This is a genomic window from Brevundimonas sp. (assembly GCF_004210735.1).
In the GTDB taxonomy this organism is placed as follows: domain Bacteria; phylum Pseudomonadota; class Alphaproteobacteria; order Caulobacterales; family Caulobacteraceae; genus Brevundimonas.
Genome location: NZ_SDZL01000008.1, coordinates 44744 through 66225, shown reverse-complemented (window position 1 = coordinate 66225; position 21482 = coordinate 44744). Strand labels below are relative to the sequence as shown.

Sequence of the window (21482 nt, the reverse complement as noted above, 5' to 3'; positions counted from 1 at the left end):
GAAGTAAACCGTCTCCCCTTCCCCCTCGAGAGGAAGGGGAGACGGTTTACTTCTCCGCCCGCGTCCCGATCGTCCGGTCCAGGAAGTCCAGATAGGTCCGCCATTGGTGCAGCTGCCTTTCGTTGCCCCGGACACCGTGACGCTGGCCCGGATAGAGCATGGTCTCGAACGGGATGCTCTTGAACTGAAGCGCGTCCAGCACCCGCGTGGTGTTCTCGAAAATGACGTTGTCGTCGGCCATGCCGTGCAGCAGCAGCAGACGCCCCGTCAGATTATCCAGACGCGGCAGCACGTCCGACGCGGCGTAACCGTCAACATTGGCTTGCGGCGTCGACATGAAACGCTCGGTATAGTGGGTGTCGTACAGGCCCCACTCGGTCGGCGGCGCCCCGGCGATCGCGGCCGCCAGGCCCATCTTGGGTTCGGTCAGCGCCATCAGGCTCATGAACCCGCCATACGACCAGCCCATCATGGCGATCCGGCTGTCGTCGACATAGGGCAGCGACCGCAGATAGTCGGCCGCCAGCACCTGATCGGCGATCTCGGGCTGGCCCATCTTCAGATACAGCGCCTGTTTGAAGGCCGCCGACCGTGCGCCTTCGCCGCGGTTGTCCATGTTGAAGACGATATAGCCCGCCTCGGTCAGCAACTGGGTCGTCGCCGGCTGCCAGGCGCGTCGCACGCCGCCGCCGCCCGGCCCGCCGTAAACCTGCATCACGACCGGATAGGTCTTGGTGGGGTCAAAGTCCGGCGGCGTGGTCATCTTCCACACCAGGGTCTCGCCGTGGCTTTGCAGGGTCCCGAACTCGGGCGTCCGCATCCGCGCGACATAGGGCGCATAGGGGTGGGCGGCGTCCAGGCGGTTCTCCTCGATCCAGCGCACCCGCGTCCCGTCCGCCCGGTACAGGGCCGACTGCTGCGGCGTCGCCGGATCGGAATAGTTGCCGACATAGGCCGTGCCCGTGCCGTTGACCGAGGCGCTCCACCATCCGCCGCGCGGCGTCACCTCGACCGGGGTCATGGTGCGCTTCAGGCTGGCGCGGAACAGCTGCTGCTCGATCGGATATTCCTTACCGTCGCGCATCGAGGCGGTGAAGAAGACCTCGCCCGTCGCCTGGTTCACACCGTCCAGGCTCTTGACCGGCCACTCGCCGCGCGTGATCGCGCGGATGCGGCGACCGTCGCGGTTATACAGATACAGGTGGTTCCAGCCGCTCTCTTCCGAGGCCCAGATGAAGCTTCCGTCCTTCAGCGCCTTGAAGCTGTGGTTCAGCGGCACCCAGGCGTCGCTGCGCTGGGTCACGATCACGCGCGACGCGCCGGTCGCCGGATCGACGCTCAGCAGATCGACCGTCTTCTGGTCCCGCGACTGGCGCTGGACATACAGGGTGCGGCCGTCCGCCGACCAGTTGACCCGCGCCAGATAGACATCGGCGTTGGTCCCCAGATCAACCTTGACCCGCTGGCCGCTGGTCACGTCGTGGACATACAGGTCCACCAGGGCGTTGGGCCGCCCGGCGCGCGGATAGCGCTGCTCGATCACCGCCGCGCCGCCGCCGGTGATGTCCAGGCGCGGAATTACATCGACCGGCGCCTCGTCCGTGCGTTGCAGCGCGATGTAGCGGTCGTTCGGGCTCCACCAATAACCGGTGTCGCGGTCCATCTCTTCCTGGGCGATGAACTCGGCGGTGGCCCAGGTGATCAGGCCGTCGCCGTCGCTGGTGAGCGCAGTCTCCCTGCCGTCCGCCAGGTTCAGGATCACCAGATCCTGATCGCGCACGAACGAGACATAGGCGCCCTCGGGGCTGACCTTGGCGTCGATCTCGTCGGCGGCGGTTTCCGTCAGGCGACGCACCGAGCTGTCCTCACCAGCCTTGGGGCGGTTGGCCAGAAACACGTCCCCTTCCAGCGGGACCAGAATGTAACGACCCTTGTCGTCCCAGGCGTAATCGACCACGCCCCGGGCGCTGATCCTCATCCGCTCGCGACGGGCCTTTTCGGCCTCGGACAGTTCGCCCGCATCGGGAACCAGCGCCCGCGCGTCGATCAGCTTGAACGGCTCGCCGCCGCTGGTGTGCACGGCCCACAGGTCCTGCACGTTCACATCGTCTTCCCGCGACCGCAGGAAGGCCAGCAGCTCGCCGTCCGGCGACAGGCTGACGCCCTTGGCGACCGGCCCGGACAGGCTGGGGTTGGCGAAGACCCGCTCGGGCGTCAGCACGCCCGCGGCGGCCGGGGCGGCGGCGGCAGGCATCTGGGCCGGGGATTGCGAAACCTGGGCGAAAGCCGGGGCGGCGACAGCCATCAGTATGGTGGAGGCGAGAAGAAGTGTGCGCATGAAAGCCAAGCTAGAGGCGTAATTTCATTCCGTCACCCTGCTTTCCGTCTGAATCGCAAGGATGCGGCCAAATGCGCGCCGAGAGCGTTCGGCCATCATATGGCGCTGCCCTAAGACATTGATTTACAAGGCGCACAACAGGTTAGCAGCGTCCCCGGCCCGCCCTGGTCGCCGCCTGCCCTATCGTGCGCGCGCCTCGCATGATGCGGGCGGGGCGCGCGCCGGATCGGAAGGGCTGGCCCCGAACACCTCGTCGAAAAGTGCACTATGTCCACTATGTGCACCCTCTTTTTTCCTTCGCCGTTCAATCGCGATCCGCGACCTTCGCGGCCTTTCGCATCGCCGCGCGACCGCCTAGTTAGGCGCCATGACCGACGCCGCCCTGTCCCCTCCCCCCGCGAAGGCCAGCCCCTTCCATGAGCTGGAGGTGCTGTCCGTCCATCACTGGACCGAACAGCTGTTCAGCTTCCGCATCCGCCGGCCCGAGGATTTCCGCTTCCGCTCGGGCGAGTTCGTGATGATCGGCCTGCCGGGCGAGGATGGCGCCAAACCCGTCCTGCGCGCCTATTCCATCGCCAGCCCGAACTGGGACGAAGAACTTGAATTCTTCTCGATCAAGGTCGCCGACGGCCCCCTGACCTCGCGCCTGCAAAAGATCCAGCCTGGCGACACGGTGTTGATGGGCAAGAAGCCGACGGGCACCCTGGTTCTGGACGCCCTGACCGGCGGCGAGCGCCTTTGGCTGATCGGCACGGGCACCGGCCTGGCGCCCTGGCTGTCGGTCGCACGCGATCCGGACACCTATTCCCGCTTCGGCCAGGTCATCGTCTGCCACACGGTGCGCAACGTGGCCGATCTGGCCTACCGCGACTTCTTCGCCCACGGCATCCACGACGATCCCCTGATCGGGGATGAGGCCAAGGCCCAGCTGACCTATTATCCGACCGTGACGCGCGAGCGGTTTGAAACGCCCGGCCGCATCACCGACCGCATCAAGTCCGGCGACCTGTTCGCCGACCTGCAACTGCCAATCGGCTTCTCGCCCAACAGCGACCGGGTCATGCTGTGCGGCTCTATGGCCATGATCAAGGAGACCGGCGAACTGCTGGAAACCTATGGGATGAAAGAGGGCTCGAACGCCGAGCCTGGGGACTATGTGCTGGAGCGCGCCTTTGTCGGCTGATCTGAAGACCGCCCCCACCATCGTCGCTGTCGACGACCGCAAGGCGCCGCAGGACTGCGTGACCATGGCCGATGTCCGTCAGGGCGTCGACGCCCTGGACCGCGCCCTGGTGACCTTGCTGGCCGAGCGTCAGCGCTACATGGACGCCGCCGCCCGCATCAAGCCGGACCGCAACGCCGTCTTCGATCAGGCCCGCATCGACGACGTGGTGCAAAAGGTCCTGGCCGCCGCCGGCCCCGCTGGCCTGTCCCCCGACATCGCCGAACCCGTCTGGCGCCTGCTCATCGACCGCTGCATCGCCCACGAGTTCGCGACCTGGGACCGGACGCGCTGATATCAGGCCCGCAGCCCGCGCAGCATGATCTCGTGCCGGTAGGCGGCCACGTCGGCCAGCGCCGCGTCCAGCGCCGTCCTGACCCGCTCCAGCCCGGCATGGGCCAGCGCCTGATCAGCCATCTCGACCTCGGCGCAGACCACCGCCAGCGCCTCGGCCCCGACCCCCAGGGCCGTGCCACGGATGGTGTGGACCGCGTCGCGCCAGCCGTCCTCGCGGGGGTCCAGCATGGTGGACCACATCGCGGCCTGTTCGACGAACAGGCCCAGCACCTCTTCTGTGACCCCGTCGTCGCCGCCCGTCATCCGCTCCAGGACGGTGAAGTCCACCGCCCCGGAGAGATCATGACGCGCCATCAGGCGGCCTTGGCCAGCACCGCGTTACGGCGCGACCACAGCAGATAGATCACCAGCCCGGCCAGGTTCCAGTACAGGAAGTACAGCTGGGTCGAGGCCTTCAGGCTGAAGAAGAAGACGATGCAGCCGACGATGGTGATCGCCCCCACCAGCCACCATACCGGGGCCTTGAACTTCCGTTCACGGCCCGGATCGCGCAGGCGCAGCACGATCAGGCTGAGCCCCACGGCCATGAAGGCCGCCAGCGTCCCGGCGTTGGCCAGCGAGGCCAGCTCGTCCAGCCGCATCACGCCCGCCAGCGCCGCCACCACTATGGCGGTGAAGATGGTCACCACCGCCGGCACGCCCCGGCTCGAGATCTTGGCCAGGCGACGCGGCAACAGGCCGTCACGCGCCATGCCCAGGAAGATGCGGCTTTGGCCGAACAGGAAGGCCAGCAGTACCGTCGGCAGGGCGATGACCGCCGAGGCGGCGATCCACTGGGCCGCCGTCCCCTGCCCCAGCTGGCGCAGGATCAGGGCCAGCGGTTCCGGGCTGTCGGCGAACGCCGCGACCGGCCGCGCGCCAATCGCCGTCGCCGCCACGACCACATACAGGGCCGTGCAGATCAGCATGGAGCCGACGATGCCGATGGCCAGATCGCGCTCGGGCTTCTTGGTCTCCTCGGCCGCCGTCGAGATGGCGTCGAAGCCGTAGAAGGCGAAGAAGATGATCGCCGCCGCCGCCATCACCCCCGTCTGGACAAAGGGCGCGCCGAAGCCATGCGGCATGAAGGGCGTGAAGTTGGCCGAGTCGAAGCGCGGCAGGGCGATGGCGACAAAGGCGATCAGGGCGACGACCTTGACCACCACCAGCACCGCATTCAGCGTCGCACTCTCACGCGTGCCCAGCAGCAGCAGGCCCGTCACCACCGCGATGATGAACACCGCCGGCAGGTTGACGATCCCGCCCGGGACGTGCGGCCCGACCGTCAACGCCGTCGGCAGGTCGATGCCCAGTCCGCTCAGGAAGCCGATTGCGTATCCCGACCAGCCCACGGCCACGGCCGACACCACCAGCGAATACTCCAGGATCAGGCTCCACCCCACGATCCAGGCGATCAACTCGCCCAGCACCGCATAGGAATAGGTATAGGCGCTGCCCGCCGCCGGCATCATCGTCGACAGTTCGGCATAGGCCAGCGCCGCACAGGCGCACACCAGACCGGCCAGACCAAAGCTGATCAGAACCGCAGGCCCCGCCAGCCCCGCCCCGACGCCGATCAGGGTCAGGATGCCCGTCCCCACGATGGCCCCGACTCCCAGCGCCAGCAGGTGCGGCCAGCTCAGCGTCGCCTTCAGCTTGTGCCCATCATGCGGCGCGTGCATCGCATCGATCGACCGCCGCCGGTTCCAGAACGCCATATCTCACTCCCCCGTTCAGCCGCTTTCCGCGACCGATTCTTGCAGCGACCCTAGCGCGACTGTCGCTTTCTCTGAAATGCGCTCTTGCGTCCCACCCCAGTCCGATCTATTTGCAGCGCCCTCCGGCGAGGTTCTGCGCGCCGGCGACGATTGGTACGGGTGATTAGCTCAGTTGGTAGAGCAGCTGACTCTTAATCAGCGGGTCGTAGGTTCGAACCCTACATCACCCACCATCGTCCCTTCCCACTCTCACTGAACAGCGCGCCCTGCGCATAGAGTTTCAGGGCACACGCTAGCCCTGAGGTCCGCCGCGTCCGACGACAAAGGCCAGCGCCAGCTTTTCGGCGAGTTCGGCGGATTGGAAGGGTTTGCGGACGATTTCGTCGTCGGACGCGTCCCCTAACGCCTCCGCATCGGCGTAGCCTGTTGCGAACAGGATCGGAAGCTGGGGCCTGCGACCCCGCATCTCACGTGCGACATCATTGCCATTCATTCCCGGCATGGCGAAGTCCAGCACCACGGCGGCGATGTCGTCACGCTGGTTTATCAGCTCCAGCGCCCGACCGCCGCTGCCCGCCTCCTCGACGACGTAGCCCAGATCCAGCAGGATATTGACCGTGACTTCGCGGACCGCATCGTCATCGTCCACAACCAGAACCACCGTTCCCTGTTCCGCGGCCATGCGAAGATCACGGGGCTCGTCCGGCAGTGAAACAGGCGTCGTTTCGGTGCGCGGGAGATAGATGCGAATGGTCGTGCCCTCACCTACCACCGTATCGATGGTGACGCCGCCCCCTGACTGCTTGGCCAGTCCAAACACCTGACTTAGCCCCAGACCCGATCCCTTGCCGACCGCCTTTGTGGTGAAGAAGGGCTCGAACGCCCGCGCCAGGACCTCTTCTTTCATGCCCGATCCGGTGTCCGAGACCGAGACGACCACATGCTCACCTGCAGGCGGCTGCTCGGGAGTGTCAGGCGTCGGCATCACGACATTGGCTGTTCCGATCCGCAGTGTTCCGCCCACATCCATGGCGTCCCGCGCATTGATCGCAAGGTTGAGGATGACCAGCTCGATCTGGGTCGGGTCGATCATGGCCGACCACAGGTCGTCGGCGAGGTCCGGCTCCAGAATCCGGACGCTTCCGCCGATCGTGCTCTGAAGGAGGTCGCGCATTCGGCGCACGGTCTCGTTCAGGTCGACTGCGCGGGGAACCAGCTTCTGACGGCGGGAAAAGGCCAGCATCTGGGCGGTCAACTGCGCTCCCCGACGCGACGCCTCGTCCATCATCGCGAGCCTTCGCACGATCGCCGGGTCGTCGATCCGCTTCTTCAGCTGTTCGACATTGCCGCTGATGACGGTCAGAAGATTGTTGAAGTCATGAGCCACGCCCGAGGTGAGTTGGCCTATCGCTTCCAGGCGCTGCGCCTGACGCAGGGCGACTTCGACCTTCTCCCGCTCAATGATTTCCGAAGCGAGCTGCCGGTTGGCGGATTCCAGCTCCGAAGTCCGCTGGGCGACCCGCCTTTCCAGCAAGGCTTCGCCCTTGCGGATCTCTTCCAGCCGCTCCCGCGCCTCATACTGGCGATGGCGTCCCCGCAGTGCGGTCCGAACCGCGCTGACCAGGGTGGTGGGATGGAACGGGCGTTCCAGGAAACTGACGTTGCCGAGCGCCGTCGACAGACGCTGGGCAAGCGGATTGCGCTCCACACTGCCCCCCCGTTGCGTCAGAATGACGAAGGGAAAGTCTGACCACGCCGGCTGGCCGTCGATCCAGGCCGATAGACGGCTGATATCCGCGGAACGGAGAACGTCGTCGACGACGAGCGCCAGACCCGCCCCCTCTTCGATATGTAACAACAGGTCCGGCAGATCGTCGCACAGGACCGCTGTGCAGTCCGCTTCTCCGAGTATGGCGGCCGCAATCGCGCCGTCCCTGCCGCCAGGGGCCAGCACCAGGGTTCGGCGAGAAAGGGCGCCGCCCAGGCTCATGCGGAAGTGTCACCCATCAGACCGGATCCCGGGCCGACGAAGTTGGGCACCCCCCGCAGGACGCCTTGGAACTGGCTCAGCGGTGCGCCGAGCGAAAGCCCCTGCGCCCCGATCTCGTATTCGCGAATGGTCGCTTCATGCGGGCCTGCACGCTTCTTGATGACCGAAACGGCACGCCGGACATTCCCCAGGGCTTCGAAGTAACGGAGCAGCACCACGGTGTCGGCCAGGTAAGTGACGTCCACGGGGGCCTTCATCTCCCCGACGAGACCGTGTTGAGCCACGGTCAGGAAGGTCGAGGCCCCTTGCCGGTTAAGGTACTGGAGCAATTCGTGGATATGCAGGACGAGGAACTGTTCCTGCGGCATGGCCGCCTGATAGCCGTTGAGACTGTCAACGACGACGGTCTGTATGTTTCCAGTCGATACGCAGGTGCGAACCCGGGACGCGAATTCTCCCGGTGACAGCTCGGCCGCATCGACCTGCTCGATAAGCAGTGAGCCATCCGCTTCCATGGCGCGCAGATCAATTCCCATCTGCTTCATGCGATCATAAAGCAGACCGAGTTCCTCATCGAAGATAAACAGGGCCGCCTTCTCGCCGCGCGCCACAGCCGAGATCGCGAAATTAATCGCGAACAGCGACTTGCCCGTTCCCGCTGGTCCCAGGATCAGGGCGCTTGATCCCCGCTCAATGCCTCCGCCAAGCAGGGCGTCGAGTTCCGTCACGCCACTGGAGAGCTGGTCACGTGCGAAGGCGGTGTGATGCTCCGACGCGACGATCCTGGGGTAAACCTCAAGGCCGCCAGTCTTGATGGTGAAGTCGTGATAGCCGCCGCGGAAACGGCGGCCCCGGTATTTGACGACCCGTACCCGACGGCGCTCCGCACCGTACTCGGGCGCCAGTTCCTGAAGCTGGATGACCCCATGCGCCACGCTGTGCACGGTCTTGTCGTTGACGTCCGTCGTCAAATCATCCAGCAGCAAGACGGTCGCCTTGCGCTTCGAGAAATAGTGTTTGAGCGCCAGAACCTGACGGCGGTAGCGCAGGGATGTCTGCGCCAGCAGTCGGATCTCGGACAGACTGTCGATCACGACCCGGAGCGGATTATGCCGCTCAACAGCCTCGAAGATCATCCGGGTCGTCTCACCCAGCTCAAGGTCCGACGAGTAGAGCAGGCTTTGCTGCTGCTGTTCGTCCAGCAGGCTCTCCGGCGGTACGAGCTCGAAGATTTCAACGCCTTCGAGCGACCATTCATGTGACTTCGCCGTACCGCGAAGCTCAATCTCAGTCTCCGACAGGGTAATATACAGCCCCGGTTCGCCCAGGCTGACACCCTCTATGAGAAAGCGCATCGCCGCCGTCGTCTTGCCGGTACCGGGATTGCCTTCGAGCAGATAGACCCGCTCGCGCTCCAGCCCGCCGACAAGGATGTCATCAAGGCCTTCGATCCCAAAGGCCGCGTCGCGGCTCAGCGTCTTTTCCATCATCGGCGATCGCCCTCGTTGCTCCTAGCTGTGCCGTAACGCGGATCGAGCGGTTTGGTTACACTCGATAGCAAGGGCAGATCGCGAGAAGCCCAGCCCTCGCCGGGCCTTGCCGTGGACCAGAGCGCGCACGCTCTTGATCATTTGGCGCTCCCTGTCCCCGTCGTATCCACACGCGCCACGACCGACAGGCCCGGGCGCAGGCGATCCAATCCGTCCTGACCGGGATCAAGCGCAATCCGGACCGGCACGCGCTGGGCGACCTTGGTGAAATTGCCGGTGGCGTTGTCGGGACGGATGACGCTGAACTCGGAGCCCGTCGCCGGTGCGATCTGCTCGACCTTGCCGGTCAGCGTCCGCCCGCCCAGGGCATCGACGGCCAATTCGGCAGGTTGCCCCACCCGGATTTCGCGCAACTGGTTCTCCTTGTAGTTGGCGATCACCCAGATGCGATCCGGGACCAGCGCCATCAGTTGCGTTCCCACCGCGACCTGCTGGCCCTGCCGCACGCTGATCTCGCCCAGCCGTCCATCGCGCGGGGCGAGAATTCGCGTATTGGTCAGGTCGATTTCCGCCAGGTGCACCTGGGCCCGTGCGTTCTCGACCGCCGCCTCCAGCGAGCCACGGCTGACGACGGCCGAGGTCACACCGGTTTCCGCAATACCTTCGGACGCGCGGGCCGCAGCCAGTTGAGCCTGTGCGGCCTGCAACGCCGTGCGCGTGATATCGACCTGGGCTTGGGCGACCCAGCCGCCGGTGAACAGGGTGCGGGCGCGGTCATGATCAGCCTAGGCCTTGGCCACCGCCGCAAGGGCGCCCGCGATGCTAGCCCGGGGTTGCGCTACCGATCCGCGCGCCGAGGTCTGGATCTGCGCCGAGTTGGCAAGCGCGGCCTGCGCTGCATGCAAGCCGGCCCGGGCCTGCTCCAGCTTCTGGCGATAGATGCGGTCGTCGATAGTCGCCAGCGGTTGGCCCGCCTTCACCGTCTGAAAGTCCTGCACTTCGACAGACATGACATAGCCCGTCACCTGTGGCGCGATCACCGTCACCTGACCGCGCACATAGGCGTTGTCAGTGTGCTGAACACCGGACGTGAAAGGAGGCAGTCGCCAGGCCCACAGCACAAGCAGCACGCCGACAACAGCGGTCAGCCCCAGCAGCACGGAGATCAGCACGCGCTTCCCGGGCGGCGACGCCGGTGGCGCCGGTGCAGGAGCCGGTTCGGACGGCGGCGCAGATGGAGCGGCTGAAGCAGGGGTGTCGGTCATGGCGTTTCTTCAATCAATGGCGGACGCGGCGGCGGCCATATCGATCTTCGGCGAGTTCGGCGACCCACGGCACGGCCTGGCGGCGACCCTTCTCTGTCAGCCGATATGCCGCCACTGCGGTCTGGCCGAACTGTTATCCCGGGTCAGCAGCATGTGATATTCATACTGGTCGGGGTTGTAGAGGCCCTGCTGGTGTTCGAACGGCAAACCGTGTTCGTCGAAGACCGTCCGGCGCAATCGGATCATCGGGGCGCCGATGTTGACGTTCAACTTGCTGGCCGCGTCATCGTCGGCGGGCACCGCGCTCATTGTCTGTTCGGCGCGTTGGGCGCGAATGCCGCCGACCTCCAGGATCCGCATCACCGGCCGATCGTCCAGCATCGCTTCGCTGATATGCGTCCGCAGGTGCTGGGGCAGATACACCTGAGTCAGCGACAACGGTTTGCCCTTGTACAGGCGCAGACGTTCGATGCGGATAGTTCGCGCGTCGGCCGGCAGGTTCAGAGCCGAGGCCACCACTCCCGGCGTCGGCGCGTCAGCGTCAAAGGCCAGCAGTCGCGCCGTGGTCTCCAGCCCCAGTGTGATGAGATTTTCGACCAGACCCGAGACCCGGCCGCCACCTGCCGTTTCATCCTCCCCCTCCGGCGCGGCGAAGGTGCCGACGCCCTGCCTTCGCATAATCAACCCCTCGCGCTCCAACAACTCCAACGCGCGGCGTACGGTGACGCGCGAGACGTCATAGGTGCTGGCCAACTGCATCTCGGGCGGCAGGGGCCTGTCGGTTGCGAAGACCCGATCCTTAATCTGCTGCCGAAGGATGGTGTAAAGCTGGTGATAGACGGGCAGGCTGGTGGTCGCGTCCGATCTCAGCCTTCGGCGTCCCGTTTCCGCCGTTGCCGTCATTAGTGTTCCCTCGACCTGTTTCCTGATTTCACATCAGTGTAAGCAACCGTGTGTGGACCAAGATTGATGTTTTGTCATCAATCACTTGCATGCAATAGCAGACAACGTACAGCTTCGCTCAGACGACATGACTCAACGCCCAAAGCTTTAAATCGGGCTCACGCCGTTTCCGGAGAGGTTCTCGCCCCTACCCCGCAGGCCTCTGCACCGGATTTGCTGGAGGGGAGACTGTCCACGCCGCTGTATCATTCAGATGCAGATGCTGCTGATCGATCGGATCCAAAGAGACGTTTCCCGGCGGGGCACGGTCGGCGTGCCGCGTTAGACGAGGAACCCCGATCCTGCCGGTTCATTCCCCGCCGGACAGGAAAAGGGAGGACGCCATGGATGAGACGAGCACCGCCGACGTGATCATCATCGGCGCGGGTCCTGCCGGCTTGACGGCCGCCCTTTATCTGGCCCGATACCGCCGCGCGGTGCTGGTCTTGCACGACGGGCACAGCCGGGCGTTGCGCCTGCCGTTCTGTCACAATGCGCCGGGCTTTCCCGAGGGGATCCCCGGCCCCGACCTGATCGCGCGCATGTCTCAGCACGCTGTGGGCTACGGCGCAGAGATTCGGCGAGCAAAGGTTTTTGGCGTCAGCCGCAAGATAGACGGCTTCACCGTCACCACCGCTGACGGCGCCTGGCATGCACGAGCGGTCATCTTCGCCACGGGCATCGACCTCAATCAGGTCGATCTGCCAGATGTAATGCACGAACAAGCCATCCACGATGCTGTCTTGCGTTACTGCCCGGTCTGCGACGGCTATGAGGCGATTGACCGTGTCATCGGTGTGATCGGCTGCGACAGCAACGGCGCGGCCGAGGCGCTGTTCCTGCGCACCTATTCGCCGAACGTCACCCTGATGCCGCTCAGCCATTCGGAACTGACGGACGAGCAGGAGGCGCAGCTCGCCGCCGCCGGAATAAGTGTCGAGCACGGTCCGCTCGATCATCTTGAGCCTGGCCCTGACCGGATGCGCATCATTCTGCAGACCGGCAAGACGGTCGAAGTCGATGTCCTGTACCCCGCGTTGGGATGCTCTCCTCGTGCAGGGATCGCGTTGGACCTGGGCATTGCCGAGGGCGACCACGGGACCTTGGACGCCACGTCGCCGTTTGGCGCCGACGTGCCCGGCGCCTTTGCAGCTGGCGATGTTGTCGAGGGCCTGGACCAGATCAGCGTGGCTGTGGGCCAGGGCGCGGTCGCCGCCACCCGCGCCCACAACTATCTGCGCGAACGGGACCGCGAGACGCTCCAGTCCCGCTAGGAATTCTGGCCGTCTCGCCGATCTGCAACGCCCGCTTGGCAAGCGCGTCCCTTTCGATCAGGAAGGTCTCCATGACCGACGCCGCACATCTCTCCGCCCAGACCTTCCGCTGGGAAGATCCGTTCGACCTTCGCGGTCGCCTGACCGATGATGAGCGGATGGTGCAGGACGCGGCGCGGTCCTATGCGCGCGAGGCGCTGCTGCCGCGGGTGATCGCCGCCTTCCGGGACGAGGTGTTCGACCGTTCGATAATGACCGAGATGGGCGAGATGGGCTTTCTGGGCGCCATGCTGCCGGAGCAGTACGGCGGCTCTGAAGCGTCGCACGTCGCCTATGGCCTGATCGCGCGCGAGGTCGAGGCGGTCGACAGCGGCTATCGCTCGGCCATGTCGGTGCAGAGCTCGCTGGCCATGTATCCGATCTACGCTTTCGGCTCGGAAGAGCAGAAGAAGAAATTCCTGCCCAAGATGGCGGCCGGCGAACTGATCGGCTGTTTCGGCCTGACCGAGGCGGACGGCGGGTCGGACCCGGCCTCGATGCGCACCCGGGCCGTGGCGGTTCCGGGCGGCTATCGCCTGAACGGCGCCAAATACTGGATCACCAACTCGCCGATCAGCGACCTGGCCATCTTCTGGGCCAAGCTGGACGACACCATCCGCGGCTTCATCGTCGAGCGCGACTTCGACGGCTTCACCACCGACAAGATCGGCGACAAGCTGTCGCTTCGCGCCTCGATCACCGGCGACATCGGCCTGAACGACGTCTTTGTGCCCGAGGCCAACATCCTGCCGGACGTACAGGGGCTGCGCGGGCCGTTCAGCTGTTTGAACAAGGCGCGCTTCGGCATCGCCTGGGGCGCGATGGGCGCTGCCGAGTTCTGCTTCCACGCCAGCCGCGACTACGTCGCCGAGCGCATGCTGTTCGGCCGCCCGCTGTCGTCGCGCCAGCTGGTGCAAAAGAAGCTGGCCGACATGCAGACCGAGATCTTCCTGGGCTTCGAGGGCGCCTATGCCCTGGGCCGCCTGCTGGACACCGGCGCCTGGGTGCCCGAGGCCATCAGCCTGATGAAGCGCAACAACTGCGGCAAGGCGCTGGACGTCGCCCGCGTCGCCCGCGACATGCACGGCGGCGCCGGTATCACCGGCGAACACCACGTCATGCGCCACGCCATGAACCTGGAGACCGTCAACACCTATGAAGGCGCACACGACGTCCACGCCCTCATCCTCGGCCGCGCCATCACCGGACAGGCCGCGTTCTAACGACCTCGAGACCCTCATGACCGCTTCCGCTCCCGGCCCGCTTTCCGGCGTCCGCGTCCTGGACCTCAGCCGCGTGCTGGCCGGTCCCTGGGCGACCCAAACCCTGGCGGACCTGGGGGCGGAAGTGATCAAGATCGAGCGGCCGGGCGTCGGCGACGACACCCGGGCTTGGGGCCCCCCCTTCACCGTCACCGCCGACGGATCAAAGGGCGACGCCGCCTATTTCCTGTGCGCCAACCGGGGCAAGAAGTCGGTCGAGCTGGACATCGCCACGCCCGAGGGCGCCGGGACGGTGCGCCGGCTAGCCGCGACCTGCGACGTGGTGGTCGAGAATTTCAAGACCGGCGGCCTGCGCAAATACGGGCTCGACTACGCCGCCCTGTCGGCGATCAATCCGCGCCTCGTCTATTGCTCCATCACCGGCTTCGGTCAGGACGGGCCCGACGCGCACCGGGCCGGCTATGACTATATGATCCAGGCCATGGGCGGGCTGATGTCCATTACCGGCCAGCCGGACGGCGCGCCGGGCGCCGAGCCGATGAAGGTCGGCGTCGCTGTCGTCGATCTGTTCACCGGCCTCTATGCCTCCAACGCCATTCTGGCCGCCCTGTGGCACGCCCGCGCGACGGGCGAGGGCCAGCATGTCGACATCGCCCTGTTCGATGTGCAGGCGGCGGTGCTGGCCAATCAGGCCAGCAACTATTTCGTCTCGGGCAAGGCGCCGACACGGCTGGGCAACGCCCACCCGAACCTGTCGCCCTATCAGCCCTTCCCCTGTGCCGACGGCATGGTGATCATCGCCGTGGGCAATGACGGCCAGTTCCGCGCCCTGACCCGCGCTCTGGGCCAGGAGGCGCTTGGGACCGACGAGCGGTTCGCCACCAACGCCGCGCGCGTCGGCAATCGTGCCGAACTGTCCGCCCTGCTGTCCGACCTGACGCGCCCGCACAGCATGAAGGCGCTGATGGTCATGCTGGACGCCGCCGGCGTGCCGCACGGGCCGATCAACACCATCGATCAGGTCTTCGCCGAGCCCCAGGCCCTGCATCGCCAGCTGGTGGTCGAACAGGCGCGCGAGGATTTAGCCGAGCCGGTCCGCACCGTCGCCTCGCCGATCCGCCTGTCGAAAACGCCCGTCCGGTATGACGCGCCGCCGCCCAGGCTGGGCCAGGACACGGACGCAGTGCTGAAGGGGCTGAAAGACTAGGCCTAGAGCGCCTTCACGATCCCCTCGACCATCTTCTTGGCGTCGGCGAACAGCATCATGGTGTTATCGCGGAAGAACAGTTCATTCTCGACCCCCGCATAGCCCGATCCCATGCCGCGTTTGATGAACAGCACGGTGCCCGCCTTCTCCACGTCCAGCACCGGCATGCCATAGATGGGCGATTGGGGGTCGGTCTTGGCGGCGGGATTGGTCACGTCATTGGCGCCGATGACGAAAGCCACGTCGGCGCTGCTGAACTCGCTGTTGATGTCCTCCAGCTCGAACACCTCGTCATAGGGCACGTTGGCTTCGGCCAACAGGACGTTCATGTGGCCCGGCATGCGCCCGGCGACGGGGTGGATGGCGTATTTCACCTCGACTCCTTCCTCCTTCAGCGTGTCGGCCATTTCGCGAAGCGCGTGCTGGGCCTGGGCCACGGCCATGCCGTAGCCGGGGACGATGATCACCTTGGACGCGTTCTTCAGGATGAAGGCGGCGTCCTCTGCGCTGCCCTGCTTGACCGGGCGCGTCTCGACCACGCCGCCGGCGCCGGCGGCCGCCGCATCGCCGCCGAATCCGCCCAGGATGACGCTGATGAAGCTGCGGTTCATCCCCTTGCACATGATGTAGCTCAGGATCGCGCCCGACGACCCGACCAGCGCCCCGGTGATGATCAGGGCGATATTCTCCAGCGTGAAGCCCAGCGCCGCCGCGGCCCAGCCGGAGTAGGAGTTCAGCATCGACACCACCACGGGCATGTCCGCCCCGCCGATGGGAATGATCAGCGTCGCGCCCAGGATCAGCGCGATCAGGAACACGCCCCAGAAGGCCCAGACCGCCGTCCCGCCCGTCCCGATCAATATGCCGATCAGCAGCACCAGACCCAAGGCCAAGGCGATGTTGATCAGATGCCGCGCGGGCAACAGGATCGGCGCCCCGCTCATCCGCCCGTCCAGCTTGGCAAACGCAATGACCGAGCCGGTGAAGGTCACGGCGCCGATGGCCACGCCCAGCGACAGTTCGATGATCGACAGGGTCTTGATCCCGCCGTCGGCCGTGGTGATACCAAAGGCGTCGGGCGCATAGACCGCCCCCACCGCCACCAGACACGCCGCCAGCCCGACCAGCGAGTGGAAGGCCGCGACCAGCTGCGGCATGGCCGTCATCGGCACCCGGTTGGCGATCAGGGCGCCGACGCCCCCGCCGACCCCGACGCCCGCCCCAATCAGCCCCAGCGTCAGCGGATCCAGCGTCCCGCTGGTCCCCAGCGTCAGCAGGGTGACCCCAACCGCCAGCGCCATGCCGATCATGCCCAGCGTATTGCCGCGCCGGCTGGTCACCGGACTGGACAGCCCCCGCAGCGACAGGATGAACAGGACACCCGCCGCCAGATAGGCCAGCGCTGCGATCGATGCGTTCATGGCGTCCCCTCCCCCGCTGTCGCGGCCGTCAGAATACGTTGATGAAGGCCGGCTTGGCCGGATCGTTGGTCCCCGCCGCCGTCGGCTGGCCGTCCTTGACCAGGGCGACGCCCACAGGGCCCGCGCCGTCGGTTCTGGTCAGGGTGCAGCGGCCGTCCTGGCCCGGCAGGCGACCGCGCCGCGGCCCCGTGCCGGTGATGGCGAAACGGTTCAGCATCTTGTTCTGGATCGTGACCGGCGCGAACCGGCACTCCAGACTCCAGCTAGCGCCCTGCGGCGCTGCGACCGACCAGTGCAGGCCGCTGTCCGGCGTCGTCTGTGCGCCCTGAGCCAGTGCAGGCGTCGCACCGACGATGGTCAGGATCAGGGCTGAGGTCAGCGGTCGCATTCGTTTCACTCTAACGCTTGGGAAGGGCGCCCGTGCGCGCCAGTCGCCACAGGGCCGCGCCGATGAACAACGGCCCCAGAAAAACCAGAACCCAGTCGAACACGCCCATCGGCCGCTCCTGCACCACGATCCGGGTCAGGACCGCCGCGAACACCAGCACCAGGCCGCAATCCTGCAGCCGCAGACGCCGGATGGCGTCCTGCTCGCGCAGCCAGCCCCACACCACCATCAGCAGGCCGACGATCGTCGCGACCCACGAAGCGACATTGGCCATCTGGACGGGATCGGCGGTCATTTGCTGGCCCTTAAGGTGCGCAGGCTACCCAAACCGCGAAATGCAAAGCTTCCTATCCCGGCAACGCAGAGGCAAAACCACAGCGACTCGCCAGCGACACTCATATTGATACCGCCAAGCCATTTCGAGGTGATCTGACCGCCCCAAAAGACGGTCATTGCCACTAGAACGCCGACGGCTAAGACGACTTCGATCCGGCCGCGTGCTGTCGGGCTCAGCTTGCCGCTGACCAGCACCAGCCCGAACATGACCGCCAGAACGACCAGAATCGTCGTCGTGAAGATGTGATCCTCCAGCCTCACGATTCCTTGGGCCTTTCCTTCTTTCGGTACATGGCCAGCATGCGCCGCGTGACCATGAAACCGCCGAAGATGTTGACGCTGGCCAGGGTCACCGCCGCCACGCCCGCGCCCTTGGCGATCCAGGCGTTCGGCCCCGTGACGTCCGCGCTCATCGCCGCCGCGGCGATCAGGCCGCCCACGATGATGACGCTGGAAATGGCGTTGGTGACGGCCATCAGCGGCGTGTGCAACGCCGGCGTCACGCTCCACACCACATAGTAGCCGACGAAGATCGCCAGCACGAAGATGGCCAGCCGGAAGACGGTGGGATCGACGTGTTCCATCAGGTGGCTCCGCGTTGGGTTTCCAGACGACCACGATGGGCAAAGAGATCAATGGTCAGCCAGAGCAGCTGTGCCGAGACGTACAGGAGCGCGTGCTGGGTTGTGGCCCAATCCAACTCAAGCTCAGCAAGAAGCGTCGCCAGACACGCTACGGCCAGGGACATATGAACGGCAAAGATACGGACGTAGCCGCCATGCCAACTCTTGGTCAGCCAAAAGAGCGTGCGGCTAAGCATGAATGAGCCAAACGCAGCGCCGATAACGAGGAGAGCGATCATCCCTTCACCCCCTCATGCACCACCGCCCCGCCATGGGTGACGACTGACGCCTTGAGGATTTCGTCTTCCAGATCAACGGCCAGAGCGCCGTCCTTGATCATCAACCCCAGGAAGGCCGTCAGGTTGCGGGCGTACAGGGCGCTGGCGTCCGCCGCGATGCGGCCGGGCACGTTGGTCCAGCCGACGATCTGGGCGCCGTTCGCCGTGGCGACGACCTCGTTCGCCCTGGCGCCCTCGACGTTGCCGCCCGCCTCGACGGCCAGGTCGATCAGGACTGAACCCGGCTTCATCGACGTCACCTGTTCGGCGCTGACCAGCACCGGCGCCGCGCGGCCGGGGATCAAGGCGGTGGTGATGACGATGTCCTGCTTCTTGATGTGTTCCCCGGTCAGGGCGGCCTGTTTGGCCTGATATTCCGCCGACATCGGCTTGGCGTAGCCGCCGGCCGTCTGGGCGTTCCTGAATTCCTCGTCCTCGACGGCCAGGAATTTGGCGCCCAGGCTTTCGACCTGTTCCTTGGTCGCGGGGCGCACGTCGGTGGCGGTGACCACCGCGCCCAGCCGCCGTGCCGTGGCGATGGCCTGCAGGCCCGCCACGCCCACGCCCATGACGAAGACCTTGGCCGGGGCGACCGTGCCCGCCGCCGTCATCATCATGGGGAAGCCCCTGCCAAAGGCGTGGGCCGCCTCGATCACCGCGCGGTATCCGGCCAGATTGGCCTGGGACGACAGCACGTCCATGACCTGGGCGCGGGTGATGCGGGGCACGAACTCCATGGCGAAGGCGGTGATGCCCGCGCCCTTCAGCGCCTCGATCGTCGCCTTGTCGCGATACGCGTCCAGCATGGCGATCACCACGGCGCCGGGTTTCAGGGCGCTGGTCTCCTGCGCCGTCGGCCCCCGCACCTTCAGCACCACGTCGGCGCCGTCCAGCACCGCGCGGGTGTCCGGTTTCACCGTCGCGCCGGCGGCGGCGTAGTCGGCGTCGGGGATAGACGAGCCCAGTCCCGTCCCGGCCTCGACCGTCACGGTCGCGCCCAGGGCGATCAGCTTCTTCACCGTTTCCGGGGTGACGGCGCAGCGCGTTTCGCCTTCACGGCGCTCGCGGGTCACGGCGATGGTGACGGCCAAACGAATCCCTCCCCTCAGTCGATGTCCAAGGGACGTTAGGCCGAAGCGGAAGCGGGCGTCAAAGCCTCAACCTCAAATGCAAAAGCCCGCCGGACGGGCGTCCGACGGGCTTTGCGAAACGACGAACCGCCCGGCGGCGGTCGAAAGATCAGTGCGCCGGCTTGGAGCGCAGGAAGAAGACGCCCGCCACGGCCAGCACCGCGGACGCAATGAAGGCGCCCAGGAAACCGGCGCCCGCCGCAAACCACAGCGTCAGGAACAGCAGGATCACCGCCGTCGCCAGCGAACCCCACTTGGCCAGCGCCATGAACAGGACATAGGTCTCGGCCTGCTCGCGGATTTCCATCGAGCCGTGCTGATAGTCGGAGTGGTGGTCGTCGGCGGCCATGGCTTCTTCCGAAAAGAGAGTCGCGGATTTGCGGTCCTTATAGCGGGCGGCGCGGCGGGCTCAAGTCTCGGCGCGCCCGCTGCGGCGTCACAGCGCTTCGAACTGGTCGATCAGCCGCTCCAGCCGCTTCGTGCCGATGGTCCAGAAGGCCGGATCGCGCGGGTCCAGGCCGAACGGCTTCAACGCCTCGACATAGGTCCGCGCCCCGCCCCCGGCCAACAGCTCGCGATACAGCGGCGTGAACCCCTGCGGATCGCGCGCCCGCGTCTCCATCAACGCCGCCACCAGCAGATCGCCGAACGCATAGGCGTAGACATAGAAGGGCGAGTGGACGAAGTGGCTGACATAGGCCCACCAATGCTCATAGCCGGGGTTCAGCGTCACCGCCGGCCCCAGGCTGGCCGCCATCTCCTCCATCCAGATCTGGCCGATGCGCTCGGCCGACACCTCGCCCGACGCGCGCTCGTCGTGGAAACGGGTCTCGAAGCGGTGGAAGGCGATCTGGCGCACCACCGTGTTCAGCCCGTCCTCGATCCGCCCGGCCAGCAGGCCGCGCTGCTCCGACTTAGGCGCAGTCGCCAGCAGCCGGTCGAACGTCAACCCTTCGGCGAAGATCGAGGCCGTCTCGGCCAAGGTCAGCGGCGTATCGGCCAGCAGGCTGCCCTGCCCCGCCGCCAGCGTCTGGTGCACGCCGTGGCCCAGTTCATGCGCCAGGGTCAGCACGTCGCGTCGCTCGCCCATCCAGTTCATGAAGACATAGGGGTGGCGATCCGCCGTCACCGGGTGCGCATAGGCGCCGGACTGTTTCCCCGCCCGCGCCCGCCCGTCGATCCATGGCCGGTCAAAGAACCACTGCGCCCGTTCCGCGAAATCGCCGCCCAGGTCGGCGAAACTGTCCAGCACCGTCGCGCGCCCGGCGGTCCAGTCGAAGGCGCGCGGGGCGGTCGTCTCGATGGGGGCGTTGCGGTCCCAGTGGTTCAGCGTCGCCTGGCCGATCGCCCTGGCCTTCAGCGCATAATAGCGGTGCGACAGGCGCGGATAGGCCCCGGCCACCGCCTGCGCCATCGCGTCCACGCTGTCGCCGTCGACCTCGTTGGCCAGGTGCCGGCTGTCGGCGGGCCGTTTGAAGCCCCGCCAGCGGTCCTCCATCGCCTTGTCGGCGGCGACGGTGTTCAGCACCAGCGCCATGGTCCGCGCCCGCTCGCCCAGCGCGGTCGACAGGCCCTCACCCGCCGCCTTGCGCCGCGCGCCCTTGGGATCGGACAGGCGGTTCAGCGCCTCGGCCAGGGTCAGGCTCTCCTTGTCCAGATCGACCCTCAGCGCGGCCAGCGTCTCGTCGAACAGGCGCGGCCATTGGGCGGCGATCGGCATGCGCTCGGCGATGAAGGTCTCCAACTCGGCCGACAGCTCGTGCGGCTTGCTGGCCCGCACCCGGCGCAGCCACGGCGACCAGCGTGCGGCGGCCGGATGCGCCGTCAGGGCGGCCGCGATCTCGGCCTCCTCCAGCTGATTGATCTCCAGCGCCAGCCAGACGGTCGGGGTGACGATGGCCGTCATCTTCTCGCGCACATCGGCCTCGAACCCCTGCGCCGCCGCATCGTCGCGCGCGGTCGAGGCGGCCAGGAAGGCATAGGCGCCCAGCGCCCCCATCACGTCCGACGCGTGTTCGTACAGGGTGATCGCCCGGTCCAGCGTCCGGCCCAGCGCCGCCGCATCGCCACGCTGACCGACCAGCTTGCCTTGCAGGGCCTGCAACTCGCCCACCAGCGCCCGTCCTTTTTCCAGATCGGCCGCAATCTTCGGATCACTGGGCGCGGCGTAGAGGTCGGTCAGATCCCACAGAGGGGCGTCGGAGTGCGGGGGCGTGAAGGGCGCGTTCATGCCTTTCACAGTGGTGGCGCTGACGGCGCGAC

At 66.4% G+C, this 21482-nt stretch carries 22 protein-coding genes and 1 tRNA gene; 6 read left to right on the top strand and 17 right to left on the bottom strand.

Annotated elements, in window-relative coordinates; translation table 11 throughout:
• Nucleotides 1-46 precede the first annotated feature (46 nt).
• Nucleotides 47-2338 (bottom strand): S9 family peptidase, encoded by a 2292-nt coding sequence (locus EON91_RS03190; protein ID WP_292091543.1) that lies wholly within the window; start codon nucleotides 2336-2338, stop codon nucleotides 47-49.
• Between the two features lie 367 nt (nucleotides 2339-2705).
• On the opposite strand from EON91_RS03190, the gene EON91_RS03185 reads away from it, so the two are divergent.
• Together EON91_RS03185 and EON91_RS03180 are read left to right on the top strand one after the other, a co-directional pair.
• Nucleotides 2706-3521 (top strand): ferredoxin--NADP reductase, encoded by an 816-nt coding sequence (locus EON91_RS03185; protein ID WP_292091542.1) that lies wholly within the window; start codon nucleotides 2706-2708, stop codon nucleotides 3519-3521.
• On the top strand, nucleotides 3493-3855 hold the full coding sequence (locus EON91_RS03180) for a chorismate mutase (RefSeq protein WP_292091541.1): 363 nt from the start codon (nucleotides 3493-3495) through the stop codon (nucleotides 3853-3855). Before EON91_RS03185 ends, EON91_RS03180 begins: the two co-directional genes overlap by 29 nt.
• Before the next feature lie 2 nt (nucleotides 3856-3857).
• Here EON91_RS03180 and EON91_RS03175 read toward each other — a convergent pair whose 3' ends face one another.
• The gene (locus tag EON91_RS03175) at nucleotides 3858-4211 is read right to left on the bottom strand and encodes an Hpt domain-containing protein (protein ID WP_292091539.1); all 354 of its coding nucleotides are present in this window, start codon (nucleotides 4209-4211) and stop codon (nucleotides 3858-3860) included.
• Nucleotides 4211-5614, bottom strand: coding sequence for an amino acid permease (locus tag EON91_RS03170; protein WP_292091537.1), 1404 nt, complete (start codon nucleotides 5612-5614; stop codon nucleotides 4211-4213). The genes EON91_RS03175 and EON91_RS03170 overlap by 1 nt, the downstream gene beginning before the upstream one ends.
• A gap of 157 nt (nucleotides 5615-5771) precedes the next feature.
• Between EON91_RS03170 and EON91_RS03165 the strand changes: the two genes are divergently transcribed.
• Nucleotides 5772-5847, top strand: a tRNA-Lys gene (locus EON91_RS03165).
• A gap of 59 nt (nucleotides 5848-5906) precedes the next feature.
• Here EON91_RS03165 and EON91_RS03160 read toward each other — a convergent pair.
• From EON91_RS03160 to EON91_RS03140, 5 genes are all read right to left on the bottom strand, one after another.
• Nucleotides 5907-7604 (bottom strand): response regulator, encoded by a 1698-nt coding sequence (locus EON91_RS03160; RefSeq protein WP_292091535.1) that lies wholly within the window; start codon nucleotides 7602-7604, stop codon nucleotides 5907-5909.
• Nucleotides 7601-9091, bottom strand: coding sequence for an ATPase domain-containing protein (locus EON91_RS03155; protein WP_292091534.1), 1491 nt, complete (start codon nucleotides 9089-9091; stop codon nucleotides 7601-7603). The genes EON91_RS03160 and EON91_RS03155 overlap by 4 nt, the downstream gene beginning before the upstream one ends.
• Nucleotides 9092-9231: 140 nt before the next feature.
• Nucleotides 9232-9816, bottom strand: coding sequence for an HlyD family secretion protein (locus EON91_RS03150; RefSeq protein WP_292091555.1), 585 nt, complete (start codon nucleotides 9814-9816; stop codon nucleotides 9232-9234).
• A 63-nt stretch (nucleotides 9817-9879) separates the two neighbouring features.
• Complete coding sequence (locus EON91_RS03145) at nucleotides 9880-10266, bottom strand: biotin/lipoyl-binding protein (protein WP_292091532.1); 387 nt, start codon at nucleotides 10264-10266, stop codon at nucleotides 9880-9882.
• A 189-nt stretch (nucleotides 10267-10455) separates the two neighbouring features.
• Nucleotides 10456-11262, bottom strand: coding sequence for a GntR family transcriptional regulator (locus EON91_RS03140; protein ID WP_292091530.1), 807 nt, complete (start codon nucleotides 11260-11262; stop codon nucleotides 10456-10458).
• A gap of 407 nt (nucleotides 11263-11669) precedes the next feature.
• Here EON91_RS03140 and EON91_RS03135 point away from each other — a divergent pair, with 407 nt between their 5' ends.
• The 3 genes from EON91_RS03135 (at nucleotide 11670) to EON91_RS03125 (ending at nucleotide 15044) form a co-directional block, all read left to right on the top strand.
• Nucleotides 11670-12575: an NAD(P)/FAD-dependent oxidoreductase gene (locus EON91_RS03135; protein ID WP_292091529.1), complete on the top strand. Its 906-nt coding sequence runs from the start codon at nucleotides 11670-11672 to the stop codon at nucleotides 12573-12575.
• A 71-nt stretch (nucleotides 12576-12646) separates the two neighbouring features.
• Nucleotides 12647-13837: an acyl-CoA dehydrogenase gene (locus EON91_RS03130; RefSeq protein ID WP_292091528.1), complete on the top strand. Its 1191-nt coding sequence runs from the start codon at nucleotides 12647-12649 to the stop codon at nucleotides 13835-13837.
• Between the two features lie 16 nt (nucleotides 13838-13853).
• The gene (locus tag EON91_RS03125) at nucleotides 13854-15044 is read left to right on the top strand and encodes a CaiB/BaiF CoA-transferase family protein (protein ID WP_292091527.1); all 1191 of its coding nucleotides are present in this window, start codon (nucleotides 13854-13856) and stop codon (nucleotides 15042-15044) included.
• 2 nt (nucleotides 15045-15046) lie between these two features.
• Here the strand turns inward: EON91_RS03125 and EON91_RS03120 are convergent, their stop codons facing one another.
• From EON91_RS03120 to EON91_RS03080, 9 genes are all read right to left on the bottom strand, one after another.
• Nucleotides 15047-16465: an NAD(P)(+) transhydrogenase (Re/Si-specific) subunit beta gene (locus EON91_RS03120; RefSeq protein WP_292091526.1), complete on the bottom strand. Its 1419-nt coding sequence runs from the start codon at nucleotides 16463-16465 to the stop codon at nucleotides 15047-15049.
• A gap of 28 nt (nucleotides 16466-16493) precedes the next feature.
• Nucleotides 16494-16853: a hypothetical protein gene (locus EON91_RS03115; protein ID WP_292091525.1), complete on the bottom strand. Its 360-nt coding sequence runs from the start codon at nucleotides 16851-16853 to the stop codon at nucleotides 16494-16496.
• A gap of 10 nt (nucleotides 16854-16863) precedes the next feature.
• A complete protein-coding gene (locus tag EON91_RS03110) occupies nucleotides 16864-17148 on the bottom strand; it encodes a hypothetical protein (protein ID WP_292091524.1) in 285 nt (94 codons plus the stop codon).
• Nucleotides 17145-17450, bottom strand: a complete 306-nt coding sequence (locus tag EON91_RS03105) for a hypothetical protein (RefSeq protein WP_292091523.1) — start codon at nucleotides 17448-17450, stop codon at nucleotides 17145-17147. Before EON91_RS03105 ends, EON91_RS03110 begins: the two co-directional genes overlap by 4 nt.
• A complete protein-coding gene (locus tag EON91_RS03100) occupies nucleotides 17447-17773 on the bottom strand; it encodes an NAD(P) transhydrogenase subunit alpha (RefSeq protein ID WP_292091521.1) in 327 nt (108 codons plus the stop codon). Before EON91_RS03100 ends, EON91_RS03105 begins: the two co-directional genes overlap by 4 nt.
• Complete coding sequence (locus EON91_RS03095) at nucleotides 17773-18051, bottom strand: hypothetical protein (RefSeq protein ID WP_292091520.1); 279 nt, start codon at nucleotides 18049-18051, stop codon at nucleotides 17773-17775. Before EON91_RS03095 ends, EON91_RS03100 begins: the two co-directional genes overlap by 1 nt.
• Complete coding sequence (locus EON91_RS03090) at nucleotides 18048-19181, bottom strand: Re/Si-specific NAD(P)(+) transhydrogenase subunit alpha (RefSeq protein ID WP_292091519.1); 1134 nt, start codon at nucleotides 19179-19181, stop codon at nucleotides 18048-18050. The genes EON91_RS03095 and EON91_RS03090 overlap by 4 nt, the downstream gene beginning before the upstream one ends.
• A 148-nt stretch (nucleotides 19182-19329) precedes the next feature.
• Entirely contained in the window at nucleotides 19330-19569 is a 240-nt protein-coding gene (locus tag EON91_RS03085) for an aa3-type cytochrome c oxidase subunit IV (RefSeq protein WP_292091518.1), read from the bottom strand.
• Nucleotides 19570-19656: 87 nt separating this feature from the next.
• Nucleotides 19657-21450 (bottom strand): M3 family oligoendopeptidase, encoded by a 1794-nt coding sequence (locus EON91_RS03080; protein WP_292091553.1) that lies wholly within the window; start codon nucleotides 21448-21450, stop codon nucleotides 19657-19659.
• Nucleotides 21451-21482: the final 32 nt, after the last annotated feature.